We start from the raw sequence: 21,852 nt of genomic DNA, 5'->3' as shown, positions 1-21,852 counted from the left end.
GCTGAAGAACTCCCGCGCCGTCGCGACCCGCTACGACAAGCGCGGCTACGTCTTCCTCGGCACCGTCACCGCGGCCGCCCTGGTCATCTGGCTGCGGGCTTGAAGCCCTCTCACAGGGCGAAGGGCCGGTACTCCAGCGCCTGATCGACGACCTCGACAGCTGTCAGCTCCCGTCCCGTGGGCCAGAAGATCAAGTCGCTTACGTAGCCGGTCGGACAGCCAAGGGCTTCACCCAATGCCTCCAGTACGCCGTACGTTTCGGCATCGTCGGCATAGTGCGCATCCATGATCTTCTGCACCAACGCAACGGCCGTTGCACGAGCCATCACCGTCACAGCCACCCCTTCCAGAAGAGGGTCAGCCTAGACAGTCACATGATCGACCGGACAGCTCCTAGACACTGGACCACGACCAGCCGGGTGCCGGAGCGGGCGGCCGCGCCGCCGGTGCCCGCCGCGCGGCCGGTGGTGGGCGAAGCGCCCGGTGCCCTGGGCACAGGGGTGGTGTTCGCGGTTCGGACGGGTGCCGTACGGCGCGCCGAGGTGGAAATCTACGCGCGTAGGAGCTACCCTCTCGCAATGGAGACCCACATCCCTGCCGCCGCGGGCACCACTGGCCCCCGCATTCCCACGCCCGACCAGATCGCCCGCGCCCCCAAGGTGCTCCTGCACGACCACCTGGACGGCGGGCTCCGCCCCGAGACCATCGTCGAGCTGGCCGCCGCCTGCGGCTACCAGGGCCTGCCGACCACCGACCCGGTCAAGCTCGGCGTGTGGTTCCGCGAGGCCGCCGACTCCGGCTCGCTGGTCCGCTACCTGGAGACCTTCGCCCACACCTGCGCCGTGATGCAGACGCGCGAGGCCCTGATCAAGGTCGCCGCCGACTGCGCCGAGGACCTGGCCGCCGACGGCGTCGTGTACGCCGAGGTCCGCTACGCCCCCGAGCAGCACCTGGAGGCCGGCCTCACCCTGGACGAGGTCGTCGAGGCCGTCAACGAGGGCTTCCGCCTCGGCGAGGCCAACGCCCGCGCGGCCGGCCACCGGATCCGGGTCGGCACCCTGATCACCGCGATGCGGCACGCCGCCCGTTCGCAGGAGATCGCCGAGCTGGCCAACCGCCACCGCGACCAGGGCGTGGTCGGCTTCGACATCGCCGGCGCCGAGGCGGGCCACCCGCCCACCCGCCACCAGGCCGCCTTCGACTACCTCAAGGGCGAGAACAACCACTTCACCATCCACGCGGGCGAGGCCTTCGGCCTGCCGTCGATCTGGGAGGCGCTGCAGTGCTGCGGTGCCGACCGCCTCGGCCACGGCGTGCGGATCGTCGACGACATCACCGTGCACGAGGACGGCCGGGTCGAGCTCGGCCGGCTGGCCGCGTACGTGCGGGACAAGCGGGTCCCGCTGGAGATGTGCCCCACCTCCAACCTGCAGACGGCGGCGGCGTCCTCGTACGCCGAGCACCCGATCGGGCTGCTCAGCCGGCTGAAGTTCCGGGTCACCGTCAACACCGACAACCGCCTGATGAGCGGCACCAGCATGAGCCAGGAGTTCGGCCACCTGGTCGAGGCCTTCGGCTACACGCTGGGCGACATGGAGTGGTTCACGGTCAATGCGATGAAGTCGGCGTTCCTGCCCTTCGACGAGCGCCTCGCCATGATCAACGACGTGATCAAGCCGGGCTACGCCGAGCTCAAGGCCGAGTGGCTGTTCCAGGCCCGCGGCTGACGGACGCCGTCGCGGGCGCCGCGGCGCAGGCCCGACCGGGCCCGCCGCGGCACCCGTTCGAGCCGTAACCCGGACGAGTGACGCCTCTTTGGTCCCCGAAGGGTCCGGTCACTACGGTGTGTCAGTCACTTCTGACACGGCGTAGCGGCCGGACCCTTCGGGGTTTCTGCCCTGTGCGCCGGCCCGACGAGGACGAGGACCAACACATGAAGCAGGCCACTCTCAAGGCCGCCGGTACGGCTGCGCTCGGCGTCGCGATCGCCGCCGTCGCCGCGGGTACCGCCTCTGCTGCCGCTGCCGGCGGCCTCGGACTCCCGACCACGCTGGCCAACCCCGAGGTGGCTGGTGCCGCCACCGGCGCGGCGACCGGCGCGGTCACCAAGGTGCCCGGTGGCGGCGAGGTGACCGAGGCGGTGGGCACCCTGGGTGTCGCCAACCCGCTGAACCCGGCCCCGGCGGCCAAGCCGGCCCCCGCCGCCGAGGCCCCGGCCGCGCAGGCCCCCGCGGCCCAGCCCGTTGCCACCGAACTGCCCGCCGCCGAGCCGGCCGTGGACGCCCCGATGGCCGATGGCATGCGTTCCGCCGGCGCCGACCGGGTGGGCGGGCTGGAGTCCGTCCCCGGTGGGCAGGGCCTGTCCAAGACCCCGGTCGGCGGCGTGGTCAACACGGTCAGCGGCCTCGGCGGCGGCGCGGGCGCCGTTCCCGGCCTGCCCGGCCTGCCGGGCTGATTTCGGTCCGCCCTCGGCCGTGCGGTCGGGCGCGGGGTGCGGTCACGGCTCCTGGGGGAGCACCACCCACAGCGCCAGGTAGAGCAGGAACTGCGGGCCGGGCAGCAGGCACGACAGCAGGGCGATGATCCGTACCGTCCACGGGGCGAGACCGAACCGCTCGGCGAGCCCGGCGCAGACGCCGGCGATGACGCGGTTGTGGCGGGGGCGGGCGAGGCGGCGGCTCATGACGGTCTCCGAGGTGTACGGCCCGGTGCCGGTCTCTCCGGTGGGCATGTCCTCATCCTCCGCGCCCCGGCGGCGCCGGACGTCAGCCCCGATGCGGATCCCGGCCCCTCGACTCTGCCCGGGTCGGAACGCCCCGGGATCAGGGACTTCTCAGGGGCGGACCCCTACCCCCGGCCGGAACCGCGGCCGCGGTCGGAGCCGATCCGAGGTCCGGGCGAAGGGTTCTGACGGACCGTCCGCACCGGGTCGCGGGTGTCCGGCCGGGGCGGCGGGCGGCCCGGGGCGGTTCGTGACGGTCCACCCTTCCCGCCCGCCCGGGAGCAGGCCGCGAGGGGCGGGCGACGGTCGGCGGGACGGGCCCCGGCCGGGCGGGGTGGCGGCCTGCTCTATGCTCGCGGCTCCATGGGACCGGCGGAGCGCCGGACCGCGAACGGCAGGGAGTCATGATGGAGCGGCGGCGGATCTGGTGGCTGGTCGGAGCCGGCGGCGCGGTGCTGGTCGCGGCGGTGCTGACGCTGGCCCTGCTGCCGCAGGACGGCCCGGAGAAGCTGCCGGTCCGCGCCCGGGAGTACCTGGACGCACGGGTCTGCCTGCTGGTCGACGGGCAGGGGCTGACCGGTCCGGCCGCGGCTCCGGTCTGGGCGGGCATGCAGGACGGATCGGCGCGGTCGCGGGTCCAGGTGTCCTCACTCAAGGTGACCGGCGAGGCGAGTGAGGGCCGGGCCGAGATCTTCGCCAACACCCTCGTCCAGCAGAAGTGCTCGACGGTGGTCGCGGTGGGCGACCCGCAGGTGCAGGCCGTGCGTGCGGTGGCGCCGGCCAACCCGAAGGTGCGGTTCGCGGTGGTCGACGAGGGCCCCTCGGAGGGGAACCTGACCGTCGTCGACCGGGCGGCGGACGTCCGCGGGGCGATGTCCGAGCTGGTGGCACGGGCTGCGGGCTGATCGACTGCGGCGGCCGGACCGTCCTTACACGGTCCTTATTTTCGCAGGTCAGGGGCGTTGGTAAAGAATTCCTCCCGCGAGGTAAAGAGTTCGTCTGTCATCTTGTCGACAAAGGATCACTCCGGTGGGATTCGCGAGCCATCTCGTTGATCTTCCCTGGGGTCCACCATGCCCGTCCGCCGTCCCCGTCCCTCCCGCCGCAGACGGGAGCTTCGTCGACGCCTGCTGAGAGCACTGGCGCTGACCGTGCTCACCGCGATGGCCCTGATGCCGACGACGGAGGCGGCGATGGCGCAGGGTGCGACCCTGCCGCCGTTCACCCTGGCCCCGGTCCGCGACCTCTTCGCCTGGGTCTCCGGTGACTCTCCGTCATGGGGATCCGTTCCGCAGCAGAAGTCGGGCTCAGCAGCCGGCCGCGACCACGCGGTACCGGCCGCACAGACCCGCGCGGGCGGCGGCGCCGGACACGCCGCGGGCAAGGGCAAGGGCGAGCTGGACGAGGCGGCGCCCCCGAGGCGCAACGTCAGGACCGGCCCGAGCGGCGGCAAGCACGAGGGCTTCAACGCGGCCACCAGCAAGCGCGACCCCCGCCGGTCCACGGCCAACTCGGACTTCTACGAGAACGCGGACGGCACCTACAGCCGCAGCGTCTCCCAGGGCGTCACCAACTACCGCGACCCCTCGGGCGCCTGGCAGCCCGTGGACACCAAGGTCGCCAAGCGCGGCGACGGCCGCTGGCACGAGAGCGCCAACTCCCTCAGCGTCGACTTCGCCGCCCACGCCGCCGACGGCGCCCTCGCCACCTTCGGGGTCGACGACCAGCACAGCCTCAGCTACGGCCTCAAGGACGCCGCCCCGGTCGAGGGCAGCGCCGCCGGCGACACCGTGACCTACCCGGGCGCCCTGCCGGACACCGATCTCCAGCTCTCCCCGATGCCCTCCGGCGTCAAGGAGTCGGTGGTCCTGCACTCGGCGGCCGCCGGCAACTCCTGGGTGTTCCCGCTCGACCTCAAGGGCCTGACCCCCAGGCTCAACCAGGCGGGCGGCGTCGACCTGCTGGACACCTCCGGCAGGACCGTCGAGACCATCCCGGCCGCGTACGCCTACGACTCCAAGGTCGACCCGGTCTCCGGCGACCGCGGCACCACCCACGCGGTGGCGTACGAGCTGATCACCGACGGCGGCAGGCCCGCGCTGCGGATGACCCTGGACGCGGGCTGGCTGCACGACAAGGCCCGGGTCTTCCCGGTCACGGTCGACCCGTCGATCTGGGACCGCCCGAACACCACCTACGTGGAGACCGGTTCGGACATCCCGCAGGTCGACCACTCGATGGAACAGACCATCAAGATCGGTTCCTACGACAGCGGCACCCACTCCGCCCGGGCCTTCGAGCAGGACTGGTACCACGCCTTCGACGGCTCCGGCGTCTCGGTGATCTCCGCCCACCTGTGGCTCTACGACATCTGGGCCTCGACCTGCACCCCGCAGTCCCTGTCGGTCGCCCAGATCACCCAGGCCTGGAACCCCAGCACCACCACGAGCTACCCCGGCCCCAGCACCGGCGGCCAGATCGGGACCATCACCCCGACCGTCTCGCACGCCTGCGCCAACACCACGGGCAGCCCGACCGGCGGTGACTGGGTGATCGTGTCGCTGGACAACGCGGCGGTGCAGAACTGGGTCAACGGGACCACGCCGGACTACGGTGTGGCGATCTACGCGCCGACCAACGACAACCTGCACTGGAAGCAGTTCGGTTCGATGGCCAACCCCGGCATCGAGCCCAAGATCGTCTACGACTACACCGGCAACGTCGCCCCGCAGGTCGACACGACCTTCCCGGAGAGCGGCGGCACCACCGAGACGCTCACCCCCGAACTCCAGGCGTTCGCCGACGACGACGCGACCACCAACCCGCAGTACCGCTTCTACGTCTACGACACCGCCGCCAACCTGGTCGTGGACTCCGGCCTGACCGGCAGTGGCAGCTGGACCGTGCCGGCCGGCAAGCTCCAGTGGGGCAAGACGTACTACTGGTCCGTCCAGGCCTACGACGGCTCGCTCTACTCCGCCGCGGCCCCGTGGTCCGCCGTCAGCGTCCAGGTGCCGCAGCCGGCCCTGACCTCCTCGCTGTCGCAGAACGGCGACGCCCGCGGCTTCAACCCGGCGATCGGCAACTTCACCAAGTCGGTCACCGACGCGGACCTCACCGGCGCAGGTCCGGCGGTCGAGATCGTCCGTGACTACAACTCCCGCGACTACCGCACCACCGGGGCCTTCGGCGCCGGCTGGTCCAGCATCTTCGACGCCCGGGCCACCGAGCTCACCAACGCCTCCGGCACCCAGACCGGTGTGGTGGTCAGCTACCCGGACGGCTCCCAGGTCGGCTTCGGCAAGAACGCCGACGGCAGCTACTCCGCGCCGGGCGGCCGGTTCGCCAGCCTGCGTGCGGTCACCGGCGGTTACACCCTGACCGACAAGAACGCCACGGTCTACAAGTTCACCCAGGGCCTCGGCTCGGGCGGCTACGGCATCACCTCCGTCGTCGACGCCAACGCCCGAGCGGTCAACCTGACCTGGACCTCCGGCCAGATCACCGCGATCGCCTCCGCGGTCTCCGGCCGCGCCCTGCACCTGACCTGGAACACCCCGGCCGGCGCCGGCAGCCCGCACGTGGCCACCGTCTTCACCGACCCGGTCACCGGCACCGACTGGAACACCGCACAGACCTGGCAGTACAGCTACACCGGTGACCAGCTCACCAAGGTCTGCCAGCCCACCGACTACACCAACTGCAGCCAGTACACCTACACCGCCGGCTCGCAGTTCCAGACCCAGGTGCTCGACTCCGCACCCACCGCCCTGTGGCCGTTCTCCGAGGCCGCCGGTGCCACCACCGCGACCAGCGCCGTCAACACCAGCGACGCCGCGGACAAGCCGACCTACAGCAACGTGACCCTCGGCCAGAGCGGCCCGCTGGCCGCCAGCGGTGCCACCGCGGCGTCCTTCAACGGGACCAACTCCTACGTCGAGATCCCCAAGAGCCTGGCCAGCAGCTCCAGCCAGTACACGGTCTCGATGTGGTTCAGGACCACGAGCAGCTCCCCCGGCGTGCTGTTCTCGTACTCGGCGCTGCCGATCGACAAGAACACCAGCCTGGCCCAGTACACCCCGTCGATCTACCTCGACAACCAGGGCAAGCTGCGCGCCGAGTTCTGGAACACCTCCGGTGTCGCGCCGATGACCAGCAACAGCGCGGTCAACGACGGCAACTGGCACCAGGTGGTGCTCGCGGGCTCCGGCAGCACCCAGCGCCTCTACCTGGACGGCCAGCAGACCGGCTCCACCCTCAACGGCATGATCTCCCGCAGCGGCGGCTACACCAGCGCACTGCAGGGGCACACCTACATCGGCGCCGGCTTCCTCGGCGGTACGTGGCCGAACGAGAACCACTACTCCACCACCGACAACACCGGGTACGCGACCTACTTCAACGGCTCGATAGCCCAGGTCGCCACCTTCCCCAAGGGCCTGACCGCCGCCCAGGTCGCCGCCCAGTACGCGGCCGGCAAGCAGGCCGGCAGCCTGCTCACCGGGATCACCCGCCCGTCCGGCAAGCAGTTCCTCACCGTGGGGTACGACACCGACGCGGCACGGGTCACCCAGGTCACCGACGAGAACGGCGGTCTCTGGAAGATCGGCAAGCCGTCCGTGGCCGGATCCAGCCAGGTCTACCGCTCGTCCGTGCTCGGCTCCGGGCCGGCCGGCTACTGGCGGCTCGGTGACACCGCGGGCGCCAGCACCGCGGTCGACGAGGTCAACTTCGGCAAGGCCGCGTACAACAACGTGACGCTCGGCGCCACCGGCCCGTTCGCGGACGCCACCGCCGCCAAGTTCGACGGCAGCACGTCCTTCGTGCAGCTGCCCGCCACCGACCACCTCACCACCGGGCCGAACTCGGTCGAGATGTGGTTCAGCATGCCCGCCGGGAACACGGCGGGCGGCACCCTCTTCGACTACGCCGGCGCGCCGGTGAACGGCGGGTCCCCGACCTCCAACAGCTGGGTTCCCTCGCTGTACGTCGGCACCGACGGAAAGCTGCGCGGCGCCTTCTGGGGCCTGCCGCAGATCACCGCCAACACCGCGGTCAACGACGGCAAGTGGCACCACGTGGTGCTCGCCGGCAGCAACACGACGCTGACGATGTACGTCGACGGCGTCTCCGTCGGCAACTCCACCGGAACGTTCCAGCCGAGCCCGTCGGACTACGTCTACATCGGCGCCGGCGAGGCCTCGCAGTGGTGGAACGCCCCCAGCAACCCGCTCGGCTACTTCCCCGGCTCCATCGCCGACGTCTCGTTCTACCGCTCGCAGCTGTCGGCCGCCGAGGCGGCCTCGCACTTCCAGTCGGCCAGGAACTCGACCGGCCTGCTGCCGGTCGAGCAGGTCACGGTCACCGAGCCCGGCGGGAAGAACCTGACCCACAAGTACGACGCGAGCTTCGGCTACCGCGAGGTGTCGGAGACGGACGGCGAGGGCCGGACGACCTCCTACGGGTACGACACCGGCGGCTACATGCGCACGGTCACCGACCCCAACGGCAACGTCACCACCACCGGTCATGACGTGCGCGGCAACACCGTCTCCGTCACCGCCTGCCAGAACCAGGCCGCCGGGACCTGTTCCACCCGCTACTTCAGCTACTTCCCGGACTCCACCACGGCGCCGCTCACCACGGCGGACCCGCGCAACGACGTCCTGCTGACCTCGCGCGACGGCCGCTCCGCCTCGGCGAGCGACACCACCTACCTGACCAGCTACGGCTACGACGCCAACGGCAACCGCACCACCGTCACCACCCCGCCGGTGGCCGGCTTCCCCGGTGGCCGCACCAGCACGACCACCTTCAGCGACGGGACGGCCACCTTCCCGGCCGCCGACAGCGGAAACGTTCCTGCCGGTCTGCCGGTGAAGGTCGCCTCGCCCGGCGGGGCCGTCTCCACCATCGCCTACCTGCACAACGGAGACATCGCCTCGACCACCATGGCGTCGGGGCTGAAGAGCACCTACACCTACGACGGCCTCGGCCGGCCGACCGCCAAGACGGACTTCTCCGACAGCTACCCGACCGGTCTGACCACGGCGTACGTGTACGACGGCCTCGGCCACGTGGTGAAGGAGACCAGCCCGACCATCACCGACCAGGTGACCGGCGCGGTGCACACCGCCGTCTCCGACACCGTCTACGACGTGGACGGCAACGTCACCTCGCAGACCGTCTCGGACGCCACCGGCGGTGACGCCCCGCGCACGCTGACCGCCACCTACAACCAGTACGACCAGCTGTCCGGCCGCTCCGACGGCAACGCCAACGCGGGCTACGCCAACGGCGGTACGACCCACATGGCCTACGACTCCAGCGGCAACCTGGTCCAGGACACCGACGCCTCGGGCAACGTCCACTCCTACAGCTACGACTCGGGCGGCAAGCTGCTGACCCAGAGCCTGCTCAACTACACCGGCGACCCCAACAACCCGTCCCCGGCGACCACCCTGGTCGAGTCCTCCCGCGCCTACGACCCGGCGGGCAGGCTCGCCTCGGTCACCGACGCGATGGGCAACACCACCTCGTACACCTACACCGACGACGGCCTGACCGCCTCGATCAGCAAGACCGACTCGACCGGCACCAAGAGCTTCGTCCTGCAGTCCAACGTCTACGACGCGGCCGGCAACCTGACCCAGCAGACCACCGGGAACGGCGCCACCGTCACCCAGTACCAGGTGGACGCCGCCTCGCGGACCACCTCCACCACGGTCGACCCGACCGGTGCAGCCCGCACCACCAGCGTCTCCTTCACCCCGGACGACCTGGTCGCCACCACCAACCAGCACGACTCCTCGGGCTGGGACCGCACCACCTCCACCACCTACGACACCGCCGGCCGCGCCCTGAGCCGCACCCTGTACGGGGACGACTCGGGCCACCCCAAGGCCTGGTGGAAGCTCGACCAGACCACGGGCACCACCGTCACCGACACCTCCGGCACCGGCTACACGGCCTCCGCCACCGGCGCGGTCACCTGGTCCGGCGGCGCGGCCTCCTTCGACGGCACGGGCGGGGCCCTGTCCACCAACGGACCGGTGCTCAACTCCACCTCGTCCTACACCGTCTCGGCCTGGGTCAACCTCGCCGACAACACCACCTGGCACTCCTTCGTCACGCAGGGCGGCACCAACGTCCCGTCCTTCTACCTCTCGTTCGACAAGAACCTCGGCTGGTCGTTCATCGCCAACAGCTCGGACTCGAAGAGCCCGAGTGCCTACTACTCGGCGAGCTCCTCGTCGGTGGCGCTCAACACCTGGACCCACCTGGTCGGCGTCTTCGACTCCTCGAACGGTTCGATGAAGCTGTACGTCAACGGCGCGCTCGCGGGATCGGGTACCAACCCGAGCCCGTGGACGGGCAACGGCGCACTGACCATCGGCCAGTCCAAGCCGCTCACCGGCGCGCCGTTCGACTTCGACAAGGGCCAGATCGGCAACGTCCAGGTCTACCAGCGCGCGGTCACCGCGGCCGAGGCGCAGACGCTGTTCACCAACGGCCGCACCGGCGGCACCGTCGGCTCCTCCGGCCAGCGGACCACCCGGTACGCCTACGACCAGCGCGGCCTGATGAAGACGCTGTTCGACCCGAACGGCGAGCAGACCGACTTCGACTACGACGAGGCCGGCAACCAGGTCATGGCCTCGGCCCCGACCACCTCGGTCGAGAAGGTCGGCGGCACCGCCGTCCAGGCCTCGCCGACCTCGTTCACCGGCTACAACACCTACGGCGAGGTCACCGAGGAGCTCGACCCCAACGGCAACGTGGTGAAGCACACCTACGACGCCAACGGCGAGCAGACCTCCACCACCGACCCGAAGTACACCCCGCCGGGCGCCGGTTCGCCGCTGACGGCGACCTCCACCCAGACGTACAACGCCGCCGGCGAGGTGGTCCGCAACACCCGCGCCGACGGCAAGTACTTCAGCTACCTGTTCGACCAGCGCGGCCAGCTCGCCCAGGCCACCGGCCCGGACGGGAAGTCCAGCCGCTACACCTACGACGCCAACGGCGAGAAGCTCTCCGTCACCGACGAGTCCGGCGCGGTCCGCCAGGCGACGTACGACTGGCTCGGCCGGCAGGTCACCTCCACCACGCTGGAGCGCTACCCGGTCGCCCAGACCATCACCGCCACCAGCACGTACGCCGTCACCACCGGCAACCCGTACGGCGCCTTCCTCTCCTCGCAGACCTCGGCCGACGGTCGGACCGTCACGTACGGCTACGACCGGCTGGGCGAGCCGACCTCGACCACCGACCCGGTGGGCAACGTCACCCGGCAGACCTACGACTTCATGGGCCTGCCGCAGAAGACCACCGCCCCCGACGGCACCTGGTCGGAGGTGGACTACAACGCGCTCGGCCTGCCGGCGTACGCCAAGCAGTACGACGCCTCGAGCACCCTGCTCGCACTCACCTCGCGCAGCTACGACAGCGCCGGCAACGTCACCTCGGTGACCGACGCGGCCGGCCACGCCTCCACCTTCACCTACGACACCAACGGCCGGATGGTCAACGAGGTCCAGCCGGTCTCCGGATCCTCGTCCATCACCACCTCGTTCGGCTACGACGCCAACGGCAACCGCACCCGGTTCACCGACGGCCGCAACAACTCCTGGAAGTACACCTACAACTCCTGGGGCATGCGCGAGAGCAGCATCGCCCCGGCCACCACGGCCTACCCGAACGCGGCCGACGGCACCACCACCTACACCTACGACCAGCTCGGGCAGCTCACCAAGGTGAACCAGCCCGGTGGCGTGGTGAACACGGTGGCCTACGACGACGCCGGCAACGTGACCTCCCAGTCCGGCTCCGGGGCCGAGGTCGAGACCGCGACCAAGTCGTTCACCTACGACTCGCTCGGCCAGGTGCTCACGGCGCAGACCGCCGTGGCCGGTACCGCCGGCCAGGCCGGCTACCAGGCGGCCACCAGCGAGTCCTTCGGCTACGACGACCGCGGCCACCTGCTGTCGGCCACCGGATCGGCGGGCAGCAGCAGCTTCACCTACACCAAGGACGGCCTGCTCGGCTCGCGCACCGACGCGGCCGGCACCACCGGATACACCTACGACAACGCGGGCCGGCTCCAGACCCTGTCCGACCCGCTGACCGGCAACACCCTGACCTACGGGTACAACGCGCTCTCCCAGCCCACCTCGATCAACTACGGGGCCGCCGGGCAGGACCGGACCTTCGGCTACGACAGCCGGCACCGGCTCACCAGCGACACCCTCAAGAAGGGCACCTCGACCCTCGCGTCCGTCGCCTACGGCTACGACGTGAGCGGCAACCTCACCTCCAAGAACACCACCGGTGTCGCGGGGGCCTCCAACAACACCTACGGCTACGACTGGGCCAACCGCCTCACCTCCTGGAACAACGGCACCACCAACACCGCCTACGGCTACGACGCCTCGGGCAACCGGATCCAGGTCGGCTCCAACGTCTTCACCTACGACCAGCGCGATGAGCTGACCTCCGACGGGCAGCACACCTACCGGTACTCCGCGCGCGGCACGATGGTCCAGGACACGGTCGGCGGCCAGCCGGTGACCTACGCCTCGGACGCCTTCGGCCAGCAGATCGTCGCGGGCACCCAGACGTACAACCTCGACGCCTCCGGCCGCGTGATCAAGTCGGCCGGCACCGTCTCCGGCATCCGTACCTTCCAGTACACCGGCGGCTCCAACTCGCTGGCCTCGGACGGCACCAACACCTACAGCTGGGACCCGGGCAACGGCCTGGTCGGCGTCAACACGCCGGGCGGGGCCACCTCGGCCGGGCGGCTGGTGATGACCGACCAGCACGACGACGTGATCGGCCAGTTCGGCACCGGCTCGACCACGCTGACCGGTTCGCAGTCCTACGACCCGATGGGCAACGTCACCGGTACCTCCGGTCTGCTCGGCCAGCTCGGCTTCCAGTCCGGCTGGACGGACAACGCCACCAGCAAGGTCAACATGGGCTCGCGCTGGTACAACCCCGGCAACGGCCAGTTCCTCAACAAGGACACCGTCGAACTGAACCCGGCGCCGACCTCGGTCTCCGCCAACCCGTTCGCCTACGTCAACGACAACCCGCTCGCGGGCACCGACCCGGACGGCCACTGCTCCTGGTACGACGTCGTCTGCGGCGCCAAGAAGGTCGGCTCGGCCGTCGTCAACACCGTCTCGTCGGCCTACAACACCGCCTCCTCCTACGTGAGCTCGGCCGCCAGCTGGGCCGAGGAGAAGGCGGAGCAGGCCTACCACTACGTCGCCCAGGTCACCCAGCAGGTCGTCCAGACCGTCGTCCACGCCGTCACCACCGTGGTCCACACCGTGGCCGACGTCGGCAGGAAGGTCTACGCGACAGCGAGACGCGTCTACACCAACACCGTCAAAACGGTCACCAAGGTCGTCAAGAAGACGGTCGCCGTCGTGAAGACCGCCTACCACGCGGCCGCCACCGTCACCAAGGCCGTCGTCAAGACCGCCGTGGCAGCCACCAAGACCGTGGCCAAGGCCGCCGTCACCGCGGTCAAGAAGGTCAACGAGATCCAGGCGAAGACGGCCGCGGCCGTCACCAAGTACGCCAAGGACCACGCGGCCGCGATCACCTCGTTCGTCGTCTCGGCCGGCGTCTTCCTCGGCTGCGAGGCCGGCGCGGCCGCCCTCACCGGCGGTGTCGGCGCGGTCGCGGGTGCGGCGGCCTGCGGGGCGCTCGCCGGTGCGGCGGGTGCAGCGGCCAGCCAGGCGGTCGACTGCTACCAGGGCAAGCCCGGGGCCTGCTCCGGCGCGGCCTTCGGCAACTCCATCGCCATCGGCGCCATCGGTGGCGCCATCGGCGGAGCACTCGGCGGAGCCTTCGGCGGCAAGCTCGCCTCCTCGGCGCTCGGCAAGATCCTCCCCGGCTTCGTCACCGGCGCGGTCGAAGGAGCCGCCATCGGCGGTGCGACGGGCGGCCTGACCGGCGCCGTCGGCTACGGCCTCACCTGTGGCAACGACTGCTCCTGGAGCGGCGCCGCCAGCGCCGGCGTCAGCGGAGCGGTCGACGGAGTGGAGATGGGCGGCGCCTTCGGCGGTCTCGGCGGCCTCAAGGGCAAGGGCAAGGGGAGCACGGAGGAGGCGGAGCCGACCTCATGCCCGATCCACAGCTTCACCGGCAACACCCCGGTGCTGATGGCGGACAGCTCCACCAAGCGCATCGACGAGATCAAGATCGGCGACCAGATCGCGAACTCGGTCCCCGGTAAGGAGGGCACCGAGACCCACACGGTGACCAACGTCATCGTCACGACGACCGACCACGACTACGTCGACCTGAAGATCGCACCGGGCGCGGACGGCCCGAGCGACGGCGCGGCCGGCAACCCGGCAGACAGGACCACCGACAAGCGCACCGGCGCAGGCCGTTGGTCCAAGGCGGTTCTCGGCCTCGCAGCAAGCGCCGCAGCCATCGGACTCTGGGCCTCGACTCCGGCTCAACCCGCCGCAGCAGCGGAGCAGCCGGCTGCCACGGCGCAGGCCGCAGAACTCACGACCACCTTCCACCACCCCTTCTACGACGAGACCCAGCAGTCCTTCGTCGACGCCAAGGACCTCAAGCCCGGCGACGTCCTCCAGACCCCCACCGGCCAGGCCCACGTCACCGAGGTCCGGCTCTACCACGCCAACACCATCACGTACGACCTCACCATCGGTGACCTTCACACGTACTATGTGCTGGCTGGCGATACGCCGGTGCTGGTCCACAACTGTGACACTGCTCCGCCTGGACATGCGTATCGCGGTGGTCAGTACAAAGATCTGAAGGATCCGGTGACCGGCAGAAACGTCTCCGGGACTGAGATCAACCACATGCCGTCGAGCCAGGCAAATTCCGAGGTCTTCGGCATTCCCGAGGGGCAGGGTCTGGCCATTCAGATGGACAAGGCCGACCACCTGCTGACGGAGAGCTGGGGGTCGAGTCACGCAGGTAAGCTTCATCGAGCACACCAGATGGGTCTCATGCGGCAGGGGAGACTCACCGAAGCTCTCGGGATGGATATATCCAACGTCCGCAACCTGTTTGGTTCGAAATATGATGCGGCGATCGAAGAGATGACCGCAAAGATGCCGGAGTATATCAATGCAGTCCAGAAGGCTGGAGTATACCCGGGAGGGTTGAGGTAATTTCATGAGCGCAAGCCGAGAATTTCCAGTGACGCCATTCGCAAGCTGCGGTGATTTCCGCTTCGGCGATCAGAAGAACGCCATCCGATCCCGGCTGGGCGCCCCGAATGCATCCTTCAGGCGTGCCACATGGGATCCCGAACTGTCGGACCAGTACCTTGACCTGGGTGTCATTCTTAACTACGCTGACGGCGGATCCCTGGAATCCGTTGAGATGTACCCCCCGGCTCGACCGGTGGCGTGCGGGGTGGATCTCCTCGGAATTCCCTCCGGGGATGTCCTGTCTGCGCTGGCCGCCAGCTCCATTCCGGTGGACCGGGAAGACGGTGACTGGAACATTCGGGAGTGGGGAATCTCACTCTTTGCGAACGGGAGCCTGGAACCTGCCGGGAACTTTGACAGTGTGACTGCTTTCCGCCACATGGTTCCCGCTCCGCCGGAGTTCTTCGATGGAACTCCGGCGAACAGCGAATCTATGGAGATTTCCTCGGGTCGCATCGGTGACATCTGCATCGGTCTGCCTCAGTCAAATGTGCGGAGAATGCTGGGCGGCGGTATGGCGAGCCATGCCGATCGCGGAGATTTCGACATCTTCTGGGGTGTTGGAATGACGGTCTTCTATGACGAATCATCCAACGTGGAGAGGATGTCGGCGAGCCTGCCAGCTTCGGTGACGCTGGATGGGCGCGAAATTCTCGGACTGAGACTCTCGGAGTTCGTCGAGAACCTGGATGCAATGGGGCGCGGGTATGTGGCAGGAGAGGCTGAGATTTACGTTGATGATCTCGGACTTCGTGTCCAGGTGTCTCGTGCGCATGATGATTCACTCCCCATTTCAGCCGTTTCGGTCGGACATCGTCCTGATTCTCTGATGTCCGAGGTGTGATCAAAGTATTCTCCATCTGCAGGGCCCGTCGAATCTCTTCGCCGGGCCCTGCAGATGTGCTGATGGTGGAATTTCCATGGCAGCGCTTATGTATCGCTGCCGCTTGACCTGGTTCACGCCCATTGGGCTGTGCAGGGGAGAATCGGGGGGTGGAGATTCTTCTCGAGCGCGCCCGGTGGCGGGTACAGAGCTTCTCGGGAGCAGTGGAAGCATTCCGACGTGCATCGCGTGGCAAGAGGCGGAGTTCTAGGCCCATGAGAGCCATAGCATTTATCCGGCGATTTCCCCAGTCGGCCTCGATGCGAACTGGCGGGGCTTCGTGGCCATGGCAGAGCCCTGGCTTTTCGATTGGAATCCGGGGTGTCGCCGGAGGATCGCCTGGGCGGATTTCAGCGACTGCCAGGAGTGAAGGGATCCCGAGGAATTAGCCGCACTTGGCTTCCCTTTACCGCATGGATGGAGGCGTCGGCGTTACTGGTTGATATCGCTTGGGTCAAGGTTTGTGCTGGGGTTGGTGCCGGGGAGGGGCGGGGCGGGATGGTGCCCCCGCGGTGGCGGGAAAACGGCTGGTGGAATACTTGCGGCACCTGGGCGGTGCCGTTTTGGGGTGGGGGCCGACCAGGTCGAAGATGACACTGATCTCTCTAAGGAACACACCGCACATGCGCGCTCCTCGGCTCATAGCCACCGCCCTGCTCTGCTCCCTCGGTCTCGCCGGCGTGGCCGCCTGCGGGCCGGCGGACAAGAAGGGCACCGACGCGAAGGCTGCCCCCGCCTCGCCGTCCGCCGCCGGGCTGGAGAGCCTGTCCGCGTCCGACATCATCAAGAAGACCCAGGCGGCCAGCTCCAAGGCCTCCTCGGTGAAGCTGACCTTCGACATCACCTCCGACGGGCAGAAGATCGCCGGTTCGGTCGCGGAGGACAGCACCGGCAACTGCACCGGCCAGGTGAGCCTCGGCGACAAGGGCACCTTCGACGTGCTGCGGACCGCGAGCACGGTGTGGCTGAAGCCGGATGCGGTGTTCTGGGAGAAGTCGGTCGCGCCCGGCACCTCGAAGACGCTGGCGGGCAAGTACCTGAAGGGCGGCGCCGAGGCGGCCGGGGTCAAGGAGCTGGCGACCTTCTGCGACATGGGGATCCAGGCGCTGAAGTCGCTCGGCCAGACCGAGGACGGCGCCGACGACACCGCGACCGCCACCAAGGGCGGCACCAAGAAGATCGGTTCGGACCTGGCCGTGGTGGTCAAGGACGGCGACGCGACCACCCAGGCCGAGCTGGCCGTGGCGGCCACCGGCGAGCCGTACCTGCTGCAGCTGGCCACCACCGGTGAGGACACCGGCACCATGACGTTCAGCGACTACGGCAAGCCGGTCACCGTGACCGAGCCGCCGGCCGCGCAGGTCATCGACGCGGCGAAGTACCTGAAGGGCTGAGTCCGCCGAACCCCGGTACCGGGACCGTCCGCTCGTACGCCTGCGCGTACCGCGGGCGGTCCCGTTCCGTCTCCGGCAGCGGGGCGGACGCGGCGGCCGGTACGGCGGCCCCGGCGGTGGCGCGGGGCCTGCGCGGGCGGGACAGGGACCGTGCCGCGGGCAGCACGGCCAGGTGGCAGACGGCCGCGCCGAAGGTGCCGAGCAGGATGTCGTCGACGTTGAGGACGTGGCCGGGGGCCCAGCCCTCGATGATCTCCAGGGCGGTGGCCAGCAGCGCCGCACCGCCGACGGTGCGCAGGAACGACGGCAGCCAGGGCCCGCGCAGCCGTCCGCCGGCCAGCGGCAGCAGCACCCCGAACGGTGCGAGCGGCAGCAGCCCGCCGGCCAGCTGCCTGGTCCCGGCCCAGCCGCCGAGCGCGAGAGCCTGCTGGACGGTGGCGAGCGGGGTCAGGTTGGCCGGATAGGTCCAGCTGACCGGGAGCGGTCGCAGCGCCAGCCAGCCGAGCAGGGCCAGGTGGAGTGCGAGGACGACCCGCACCACCGTCCGCAGCGGACGGGACACCCCCGGCCGGGCGGCCGGTCCGGTGGGCTCGTCCTCGGGCGTTGCGCCGCAGTCCTCGGCGCGGGTGGTGGTGCCATGTCGGTGCACGGTCCCAAGGACGCGGGGTCCATCGCGTACGGTTCCCGGCGATCTGCGACGGGCGATCGGCGATCCGCGACGGGCGATGGGGGATCCGCGACGGGCGATCGGGGGTCCGCCACCGGCGGACCGGGAAGGCTCAGGGGCAGGGCGTCTGGCTCGCGGCCGCGCTCGGGGCCGGCGACGGCGGGGCGCTGAACAGGCCCGCGGACGGCGAGGCGGAGGCGGTCACCGCGGGCCGGGCGGTCCTGGTGCCGGTCGTCGGCACGGGGGTGGCCGACGGGGTCGGCGAGGCCGGTGCGCTCGGCACCTGCGGGACGGACGGGCAGGCGGTCCGGCTGGCGGGCGCGCCCGCGTACACCGGTACGGCGGTGGGCCGGATGCCGCAGCCGGCCAGCGTGAGCAGCAGCAACAGGGTGGCGGGAACGGTCTTTCGGGCCGTCACAGGTCGTCCTCCTGGTCGTCCTGGGCCGGCGGGTTCAACGGCAGGCTCAGCGTGAAGACCGCCCCCGACTCTCCGTTGGCCGCGGTGATGGTCCCCCCGTGTATCTGCGCGTTGGCCATCGCGATCGACAGCCCGAGCCCGCTCCCCTCCGACCGCGCCCGGCCCTTGTCCGCCTTGTAGAAGCGGTCGAAGACGTGCGGCAGCACGTCCTGCGGGATGCCGGGACCGCTGTCGCTGACCCGGACCACGATCTGCCCGTCCTCCTTGCGGACCTTGACCCGCACCGGGGAGCCGCCGTGCTTGAGCGCGTTGCCGATCAGGTTGGCCAGCACCACGTCCAGGCGGCGCGGGTCCACCATCGCCCGCAGCCCGCGCGGCGCGTCCACGTCGACCGCGTCGTACCAGGCCCGCCCGTCGATGCAGGACATCACCAGGTCGGCGATGTCCACCTCGTCGGCGACCAGCTTGGCGGTGCCCGCGTCGAAGCGGGTCACCTCCATCAGGTTCTCCACCAGGTCGGACAGCCGCCGGGTCTCGCTCACCACCAGCCGGACGGCCGGCTCGATCATCGGGTCCAGCGCGTCCGCCTCGTCCTCCAGGATGTCGGTGACGGCGGTCATCGCGGTGAGGGGGGTGCGCAGTTCGTGCGACATGTCGGCGACGAAGCGCCGGCTCTGCGCCTCGCGCGCGCTCAACTCCGCGACCTGGTCGGACAGCGACTCGGCGGTCCGGTTGAACGTCCGGGCCAGGTCGGCGAGTTCGTCCCCGCCCTCGACCTCCAGCCGGGTGTCCAGCTTGCCCTCGCCGAGCCGCCGGGCCGCGTCGCCGAGGCGCTTGACCGGCCGCAGCACGGTCGCCGACGCGGCCTGCGCGAGCAGCGCCGAGCCGATCAGCGCGAGCAGCGTCGCGATCGCCAGCGACCAGCCCAGGGTGTTGAGGTCGGCCCGCTCGGTGTCCAGCGACTTGAACATGTAGGCGGTCAGCGGGGTGTCGACCACCTTGGTCCCGCCGATCAGGTACGGCGCCTCCAGGTTCACCCGCTGCCAGTACAGGTGGTAGCCGGCCGGGGTGCCGCCGTTGCCCTCGCTGGGACGGCCGACGGTGTACTGCAGCGTCTGCGGCACCTTGGCCAGGGTGAACCGGGCCGGGTCCGAGGAGGCCACGCAGTCCGGCCGCGCCTCGTCGACCACCAGCACGTCGTAGTTGAGCCCCGAACCGGCCACCTGGCTCGCCAGGGCGGCCAGTTCGGGGCAGGTGGCGTCCTGCGGGAGGGCGGAGACGTTGCGGGTCACCGACACCCGGAAGTCGTTCAGCGCGGTGTCCTGGGCACGCTTGAGCACCGCGTCCCGGTTCAGCCAGTACGCGATGCCGGAGGCGGACACCGCGGTGATCAGCGCGACCGCGGCGAACACCGCGATCAGCCGCACCCGCAGCGAACGCAGGCGGCGCCACGGGCCCGAGCGGAAACGTGCGGCAGGACGGGGCCGCTGGGGCCGGGCGTCAGTCAACGGTTCTCACAGACAGGTCGGGGCGGGGCCAACTACGCGGGCGGGTCGAGCCGGTAGCCGACCCCGCGCACGGTGCGGATCAGCGTGGGGGCGGACGGCACGTCCTCCACCTTCGCCCGCAGCCGCTGCACACAGGCGTCCACCAGCCGGGAGTCTCCCAGGTAGTCGTGCTCCCACACCAGCCTCAGCAACTGCTGGCGGGAGAGCGCCTGTCCGGGCCGGCGGCTCAGCTCCAGCAGCAGCCGCAGCTCGGTCGGGGTGAGCTGGAGGTCCTCGCCGTCCTTGGTGACCGTCATCGCCGAGCGGTCGATCACCAGGCCGCCGTAGCTGGCGGAGTCGGTGTTCTCGCGCTCGCCGCGGCGGAGCACCGCGCGGATCCGGGCGTCCAGCACCCGGGCCTGCACCGGCTTGACCACGTAGTCGTCGGCCCCGGACTCCAGGCCGACCACCACGTCGATGTCGTCGGAGCGCGCGGTCAGCAGGATGATCGGCAGCTGGTCGGTGCGCCGGATCCGCCGGCAGACCTCGAAGCCGTCGATGCCCGGCAGCATCACGTCCAGCACGATCAGGTCCGGACGCTGCTCCTTGAAGAGCTTGAGGCCGTCCTCGCCCGAGGCAGCGGCGGCCACACGGTGACCCTGGCGGGTGAGGGCGAGTTCGAGGCCGGTCCGGATGGCGTCGTCGTCCTCGATCAGAAGCAGGAAAGGCACGGCCTCATTCTGGCCCACGCGGCCGGGGGAATCACCCACCAGGTCCCGGTCGGTATCCGCCGGAACCGGAACCCGGCATTCGAGCGTCCCCGCCGGTGCGGCAGCGGTACGGACGAAAGTCCCGGTCCCTGTGACAGCCCTGTGACAGTCGGCGGACACCGCGATGACGAGCGGTTGGCAGGATTTTCCTTGTCGCCGAGGAACGCACCAGGTCACCGACCGGGGCGGACGGCGGCGGCAAGGACCCGCACGTACCGACCATGGGGGCGCACGATGACCGCAACGCTGAAGACCCGCACCACCGGGGCCGTTCGCACCGCGCACTCATCCACCGCGCCCACCAGGACCCGGTACGAGGTGCGGACCGACGAGGCATCCGGCGCCGTGATCGTACGGGGGTGCGCACACAGTGCCGGAGCCCGACGCCCGATGGGCACGGGCAGGGGGGAACTGCACGGGATCGGCCGCATGGGGAGTGCGGCCGACTCCGGAACCACCTTGACGCTCCGGGGCATCCTCCCGGTCCGTCCGGGCGGTGACGGGTCCGCGGTCGAGGGGGCCGGCTCGGGGGAGCCGGACGACCGCAGGACCCCGGGCACCACGCTGCTGCGTCTGGCGCCGGCGGCTGCGGAGACCGCCGCGCCGGACCAGCAGCAGGCCGCGGACCGCACCGCGGAGTTCACCGCGTACGTCAAGGAGCGCCGCGCCTCGCTGTACGCCACCGCGTACCACCTGACCGGCGACCGCTTCGAGGCCGAGGACCTGCTGCAGAGCGCGCTCTTCAGCACCTACCGCGCCTGGGACCGGATCACCGACAAGGCCGCGCTCGGCGGCTACCTCCGCCGCACCATGACCAACCTGCACATCTCGGCCTGGCGCCGCCGCAAGGTCAACGAGTACCCGACCGAGGAGCTGCCGGAGACCGTCGGCGACACCGACGCGATGGGCGGCACCGAGCTGCGCACCGTGCTGTGGCAGGCGCTGGCCAAGCTGCCGGAGAACCAGCGGACCATGCTGGTGCTGCGCTACTACGAGGGCCGCACCGACCCGGAGATCGCCGACATCCTCGGTATCAGCGTCGGCACGGTGAAGAGCAGCATCTGGCGCGCCCTGCGCCGGCTGCGCGACGACGACCAGCTCAACCGCTCCGGTGACACCTGCCTCGCCTTCGGCGAGCTGGTGGCCTGAGCGACACCCACAGACACCCGTCGGGGGACGGGACAGGACCGCGGATCAGCGGTGGCCGACTCGGGGGAGCGGCCACCGCTGGGGGAGCCGCAGGTCCGACGCGGAGGGGCCCGGTGCCGGGGAGAGGCACCGGGCCCCTCCGTCGTCCGC

At 70.2% G+C, this 21,852-nt stretch carries 13 protein-coding genes; 7 read left to right on the top strand and 6 right to left on the bottom strand.

Annotated elements, in window-relative coordinates:
• Nucleotides 1-110 precede the first annotated feature (110 nt).
• On the bottom strand, nucleotides 111-326 hold the full coding sequence (locus AC2TEW_RS33315; protein WP_484626391.1) for a bacteriocin immunity protein: 216 nt from the start codon (nucleotides 324-326) through the stop codon (nucleotides 111-113).
• A 252-nt stretch (nucleotides 327-578) separates the two neighbouring features.
• Between AC2TEW_RS33315 and AC2TEW_RS33310 the strand changes: the two genes are divergently transcribed.
• Nucleotides 579-1,727 (top strand): adenosine deaminase, encoded by a 1,149-nt coding sequence (locus tag AC2TEW_RS33310; RefSeq protein WP_051811613.1) that lies wholly within the window; start codon nucleotides 579-581, stop codon nucleotides 1,725-1,727.
• 206 nt (nucleotides 1,728-1,933) lie between these two features.
• Nucleotides 1,934-2,455, top strand: a complete 522-nt coding sequence (locus AC2TEW_RS33305) for a hypothetical protein (RefSeq protein ID WP_484627003.1) — start codon at nucleotides 1,934-1,936, stop codon at nucleotides 2,453-2,455.
• A gap of 42 nt (nucleotides 2,456-2,497) precedes the next feature.
• Here AC2TEW_RS33305 and AC2TEW_RS33300 read toward each other — a convergent pair whose 3' ends face one another.
• A complete protein-coding gene (locus tag AC2TEW_RS33300) occupies nucleotides 2,498-2,683 on the bottom strand; it encodes a PspC domain-containing protein (protein ID WP_082526182.1) in 186 nt (61 codons plus the stop codon).
• Between the two features lie 443 nt (nucleotides 2,684-3,126).
• On the opposite strand from AC2TEW_RS33300, the gene AC2TEW_RS33295 reads away from it, so the two are divergent.
• From AC2TEW_RS33295 to AC2TEW_RS33280, 4 genes are all read left to right on the top strand, one after another.
• The gene (locus AC2TEW_RS33295; protein ID WP_484627002.1) at nucleotides 3,127-3,627 is read left to right on the top strand and encodes a type 1 periplasmic-binding domain-containing protein; all 501 of its coding nucleotides are present in this window, start codon (nucleotides 3,127-3,129) and stop codon (nucleotides 3,625-3,627) included.
• A 168-nt stretch (nucleotides 3,628-3,795) separates the two neighbouring features.
• Nucleotides 3,796-14,892, top strand: a complete 11,097-nt coding sequence (locus AC2TEW_RS33290) for a LamG-like jellyroll fold domain-containing protein (protein ID WP_484627001.1) — start codon at nucleotides 3,796-3,798, stop codon at nucleotides 14,890-14,892.
• Between the two features lie 4 nt (nucleotides 14,893-14,896).
• Entirely contained in the window at nucleotides 14,897-15,778 is an 882-nt protein-coding gene (locus tag AC2TEW_RS33285) for a hypothetical protein (protein ID WP_484627000.1), read from the top strand.
• Nucleotides 15,779-16,440: 662 nt separating this feature from the next.
• Nucleotides 16,441-17,211, top strand: a complete 771-nt coding sequence (locus AC2TEW_RS33280) for a hypothetical protein (protein ID WP_484626999.1) — start codon at nucleotides 16,441-16,443, stop codon at nucleotides 17,209-17,211.
• Here AC2TEW_RS33280 and AC2TEW_RS33275 read toward each other — a convergent pair.
• The 4 genes from AC2TEW_RS33275 to afsQ1 form a co-directional block, all read right to left on the bottom strand.
• Nucleotides 17,180-17,860: a VanZ family protein gene (locus tag AC2TEW_RS33275; RefSeq protein WP_484626998.1), complete on the bottom strand. Its 681-nt coding sequence runs from the start codon at nucleotides 17,858-17,860 to the stop codon at nucleotides 17,180-17,182. The genes AC2TEW_RS33280 and AC2TEW_RS33275 overlap by 32 nt on opposite strands.
• A 130-nt stretch (nucleotides 17,861-17,990) precedes the next feature.
• Nucleotides 17,991-18,296 (bottom strand): hypothetical protein, encoded by a 306-nt coding sequence (locus AC2TEW_RS33270; RefSeq protein ID WP_484626997.1) that lies wholly within the window; start codon nucleotides 18,294-18,296, stop codon nucleotides 17,991-17,993.
• Nucleotides 18,293-19,804 (bottom strand): ATP-binding protein, encoded by a 1,512-nt coding sequence (locus AC2TEW_RS33265; RefSeq protein ID WP_484626996.1) that lies wholly within the window; start codon nucleotides 19,802-19,804, stop codon nucleotides 18,293-18,295. Before AC2TEW_RS33265 ends, AC2TEW_RS33270 begins: the two co-directional genes overlap by 4 nt.
• A 32-nt stretch (nucleotides 19,805-19,836) precedes the next feature.
• Entirely contained in the window at nucleotides 19,837-20,514 is a 678-nt protein-coding gene (gene afsQ1 / locus AC2TEW_RS33260) for a two-component system response regulator AfsQ1 (protein ID WP_033817957.1), read from the bottom strand.
• A gap of 273 nt (nucleotides 20,515-20,787) precedes the next feature.
• Between afsQ1 and AC2TEW_RS33255 the strand changes: the two genes are divergently transcribed.
• Nucleotides 20,788-21,702 (top strand): SigE family RNA polymerase sigma factor, encoded by a 915-nt coding sequence (locus AC2TEW_RS33255; protein ID WP_484626995.1) that lies wholly within the window; start codon nucleotides 20,788-20,790, stop codon nucleotides 21,700-21,702.
• Nucleotides 21,703-21,852: the final 150 nt, after the last annotated feature.

Source organism: Kitasatospora sp. NEAU-CNBT7 (assembly GCF_057220535.1).
The sequence above is the reverse complement of the archived record's forward strand: the minus strand, read 5'-3'. Positions and strand labels throughout refer to the sequence as shown.

What these genes read in the sequence shown, in the direction of transcription:
- AC2TEW_RS33315 (WP_484626391.1), bottom strand. Translation starts at nt 326, where the DNA reads ATGGCTCGTGCAACGGCCGTTGCGTTGGTGCAGAAGATCATGGATGCG.
- AC2TEW_RS33310 (WP_051811613.1), top strand. Translation starts at nt 579, where the DNA reads ATGGAGACCCACATCCCTGCCGCCGCGGGCACCACTGGCCCCCGCATT.
- AC2TEW_RS33305 (WP_484627003.1), top strand. Translation starts at nt 1,934, where the DNA reads ATGAAGCAGGCCACTCTCAAGGCCGCCGGTACGGCTGCGCTCGGCGTC.
- AC2TEW_RS33300 (WP_082526182.1), bottom strand. Translation starts at nt 2,683, where the DNA reads ATGAGCCGCCGCCTCGCCCGCCCCCGCCACAACCGCGTCATCGCCGGC.
- AC2TEW_RS33295 (WP_484627002.1), top strand. Translation starts at nt 3,127, where the DNA reads ATGATGGAGCGGCGGCGGATCTGGTGGCTGGTCGGAGCCGGCGGCGCG.
- AC2TEW_RS33290 (WP_484627001.1), top strand. Translation starts at nt 3,796, where the DNA reads ATGCCCGTCCGCCGTCCCCGTCCCTCCCGCCGCAGACGGGAGCTTCGT.
- AC2TEW_RS33285 (WP_484627000.1), top strand. Translation starts at nt 14,897, where the DNA reads ATGAGCGCAAGCCGAGAATTTCCAGTGACGCCATTCGCAAGCTGCGGT.
- AC2TEW_RS33280 (WP_484626999.1), top strand. Translation starts at nt 16,441, where the DNA reads ATGCGCGCTCCTCGGCTCATAGCCACCGCCCTGCTCTGCTCCCTCGGT.
- AC2TEW_RS33255 (WP_484626995.1), top strand. Translation starts at nt 20,788, where the DNA reads ATGACCGCAACGCTGAAGACCCGCACCACCGGGGCCGTTCGCACCGCG.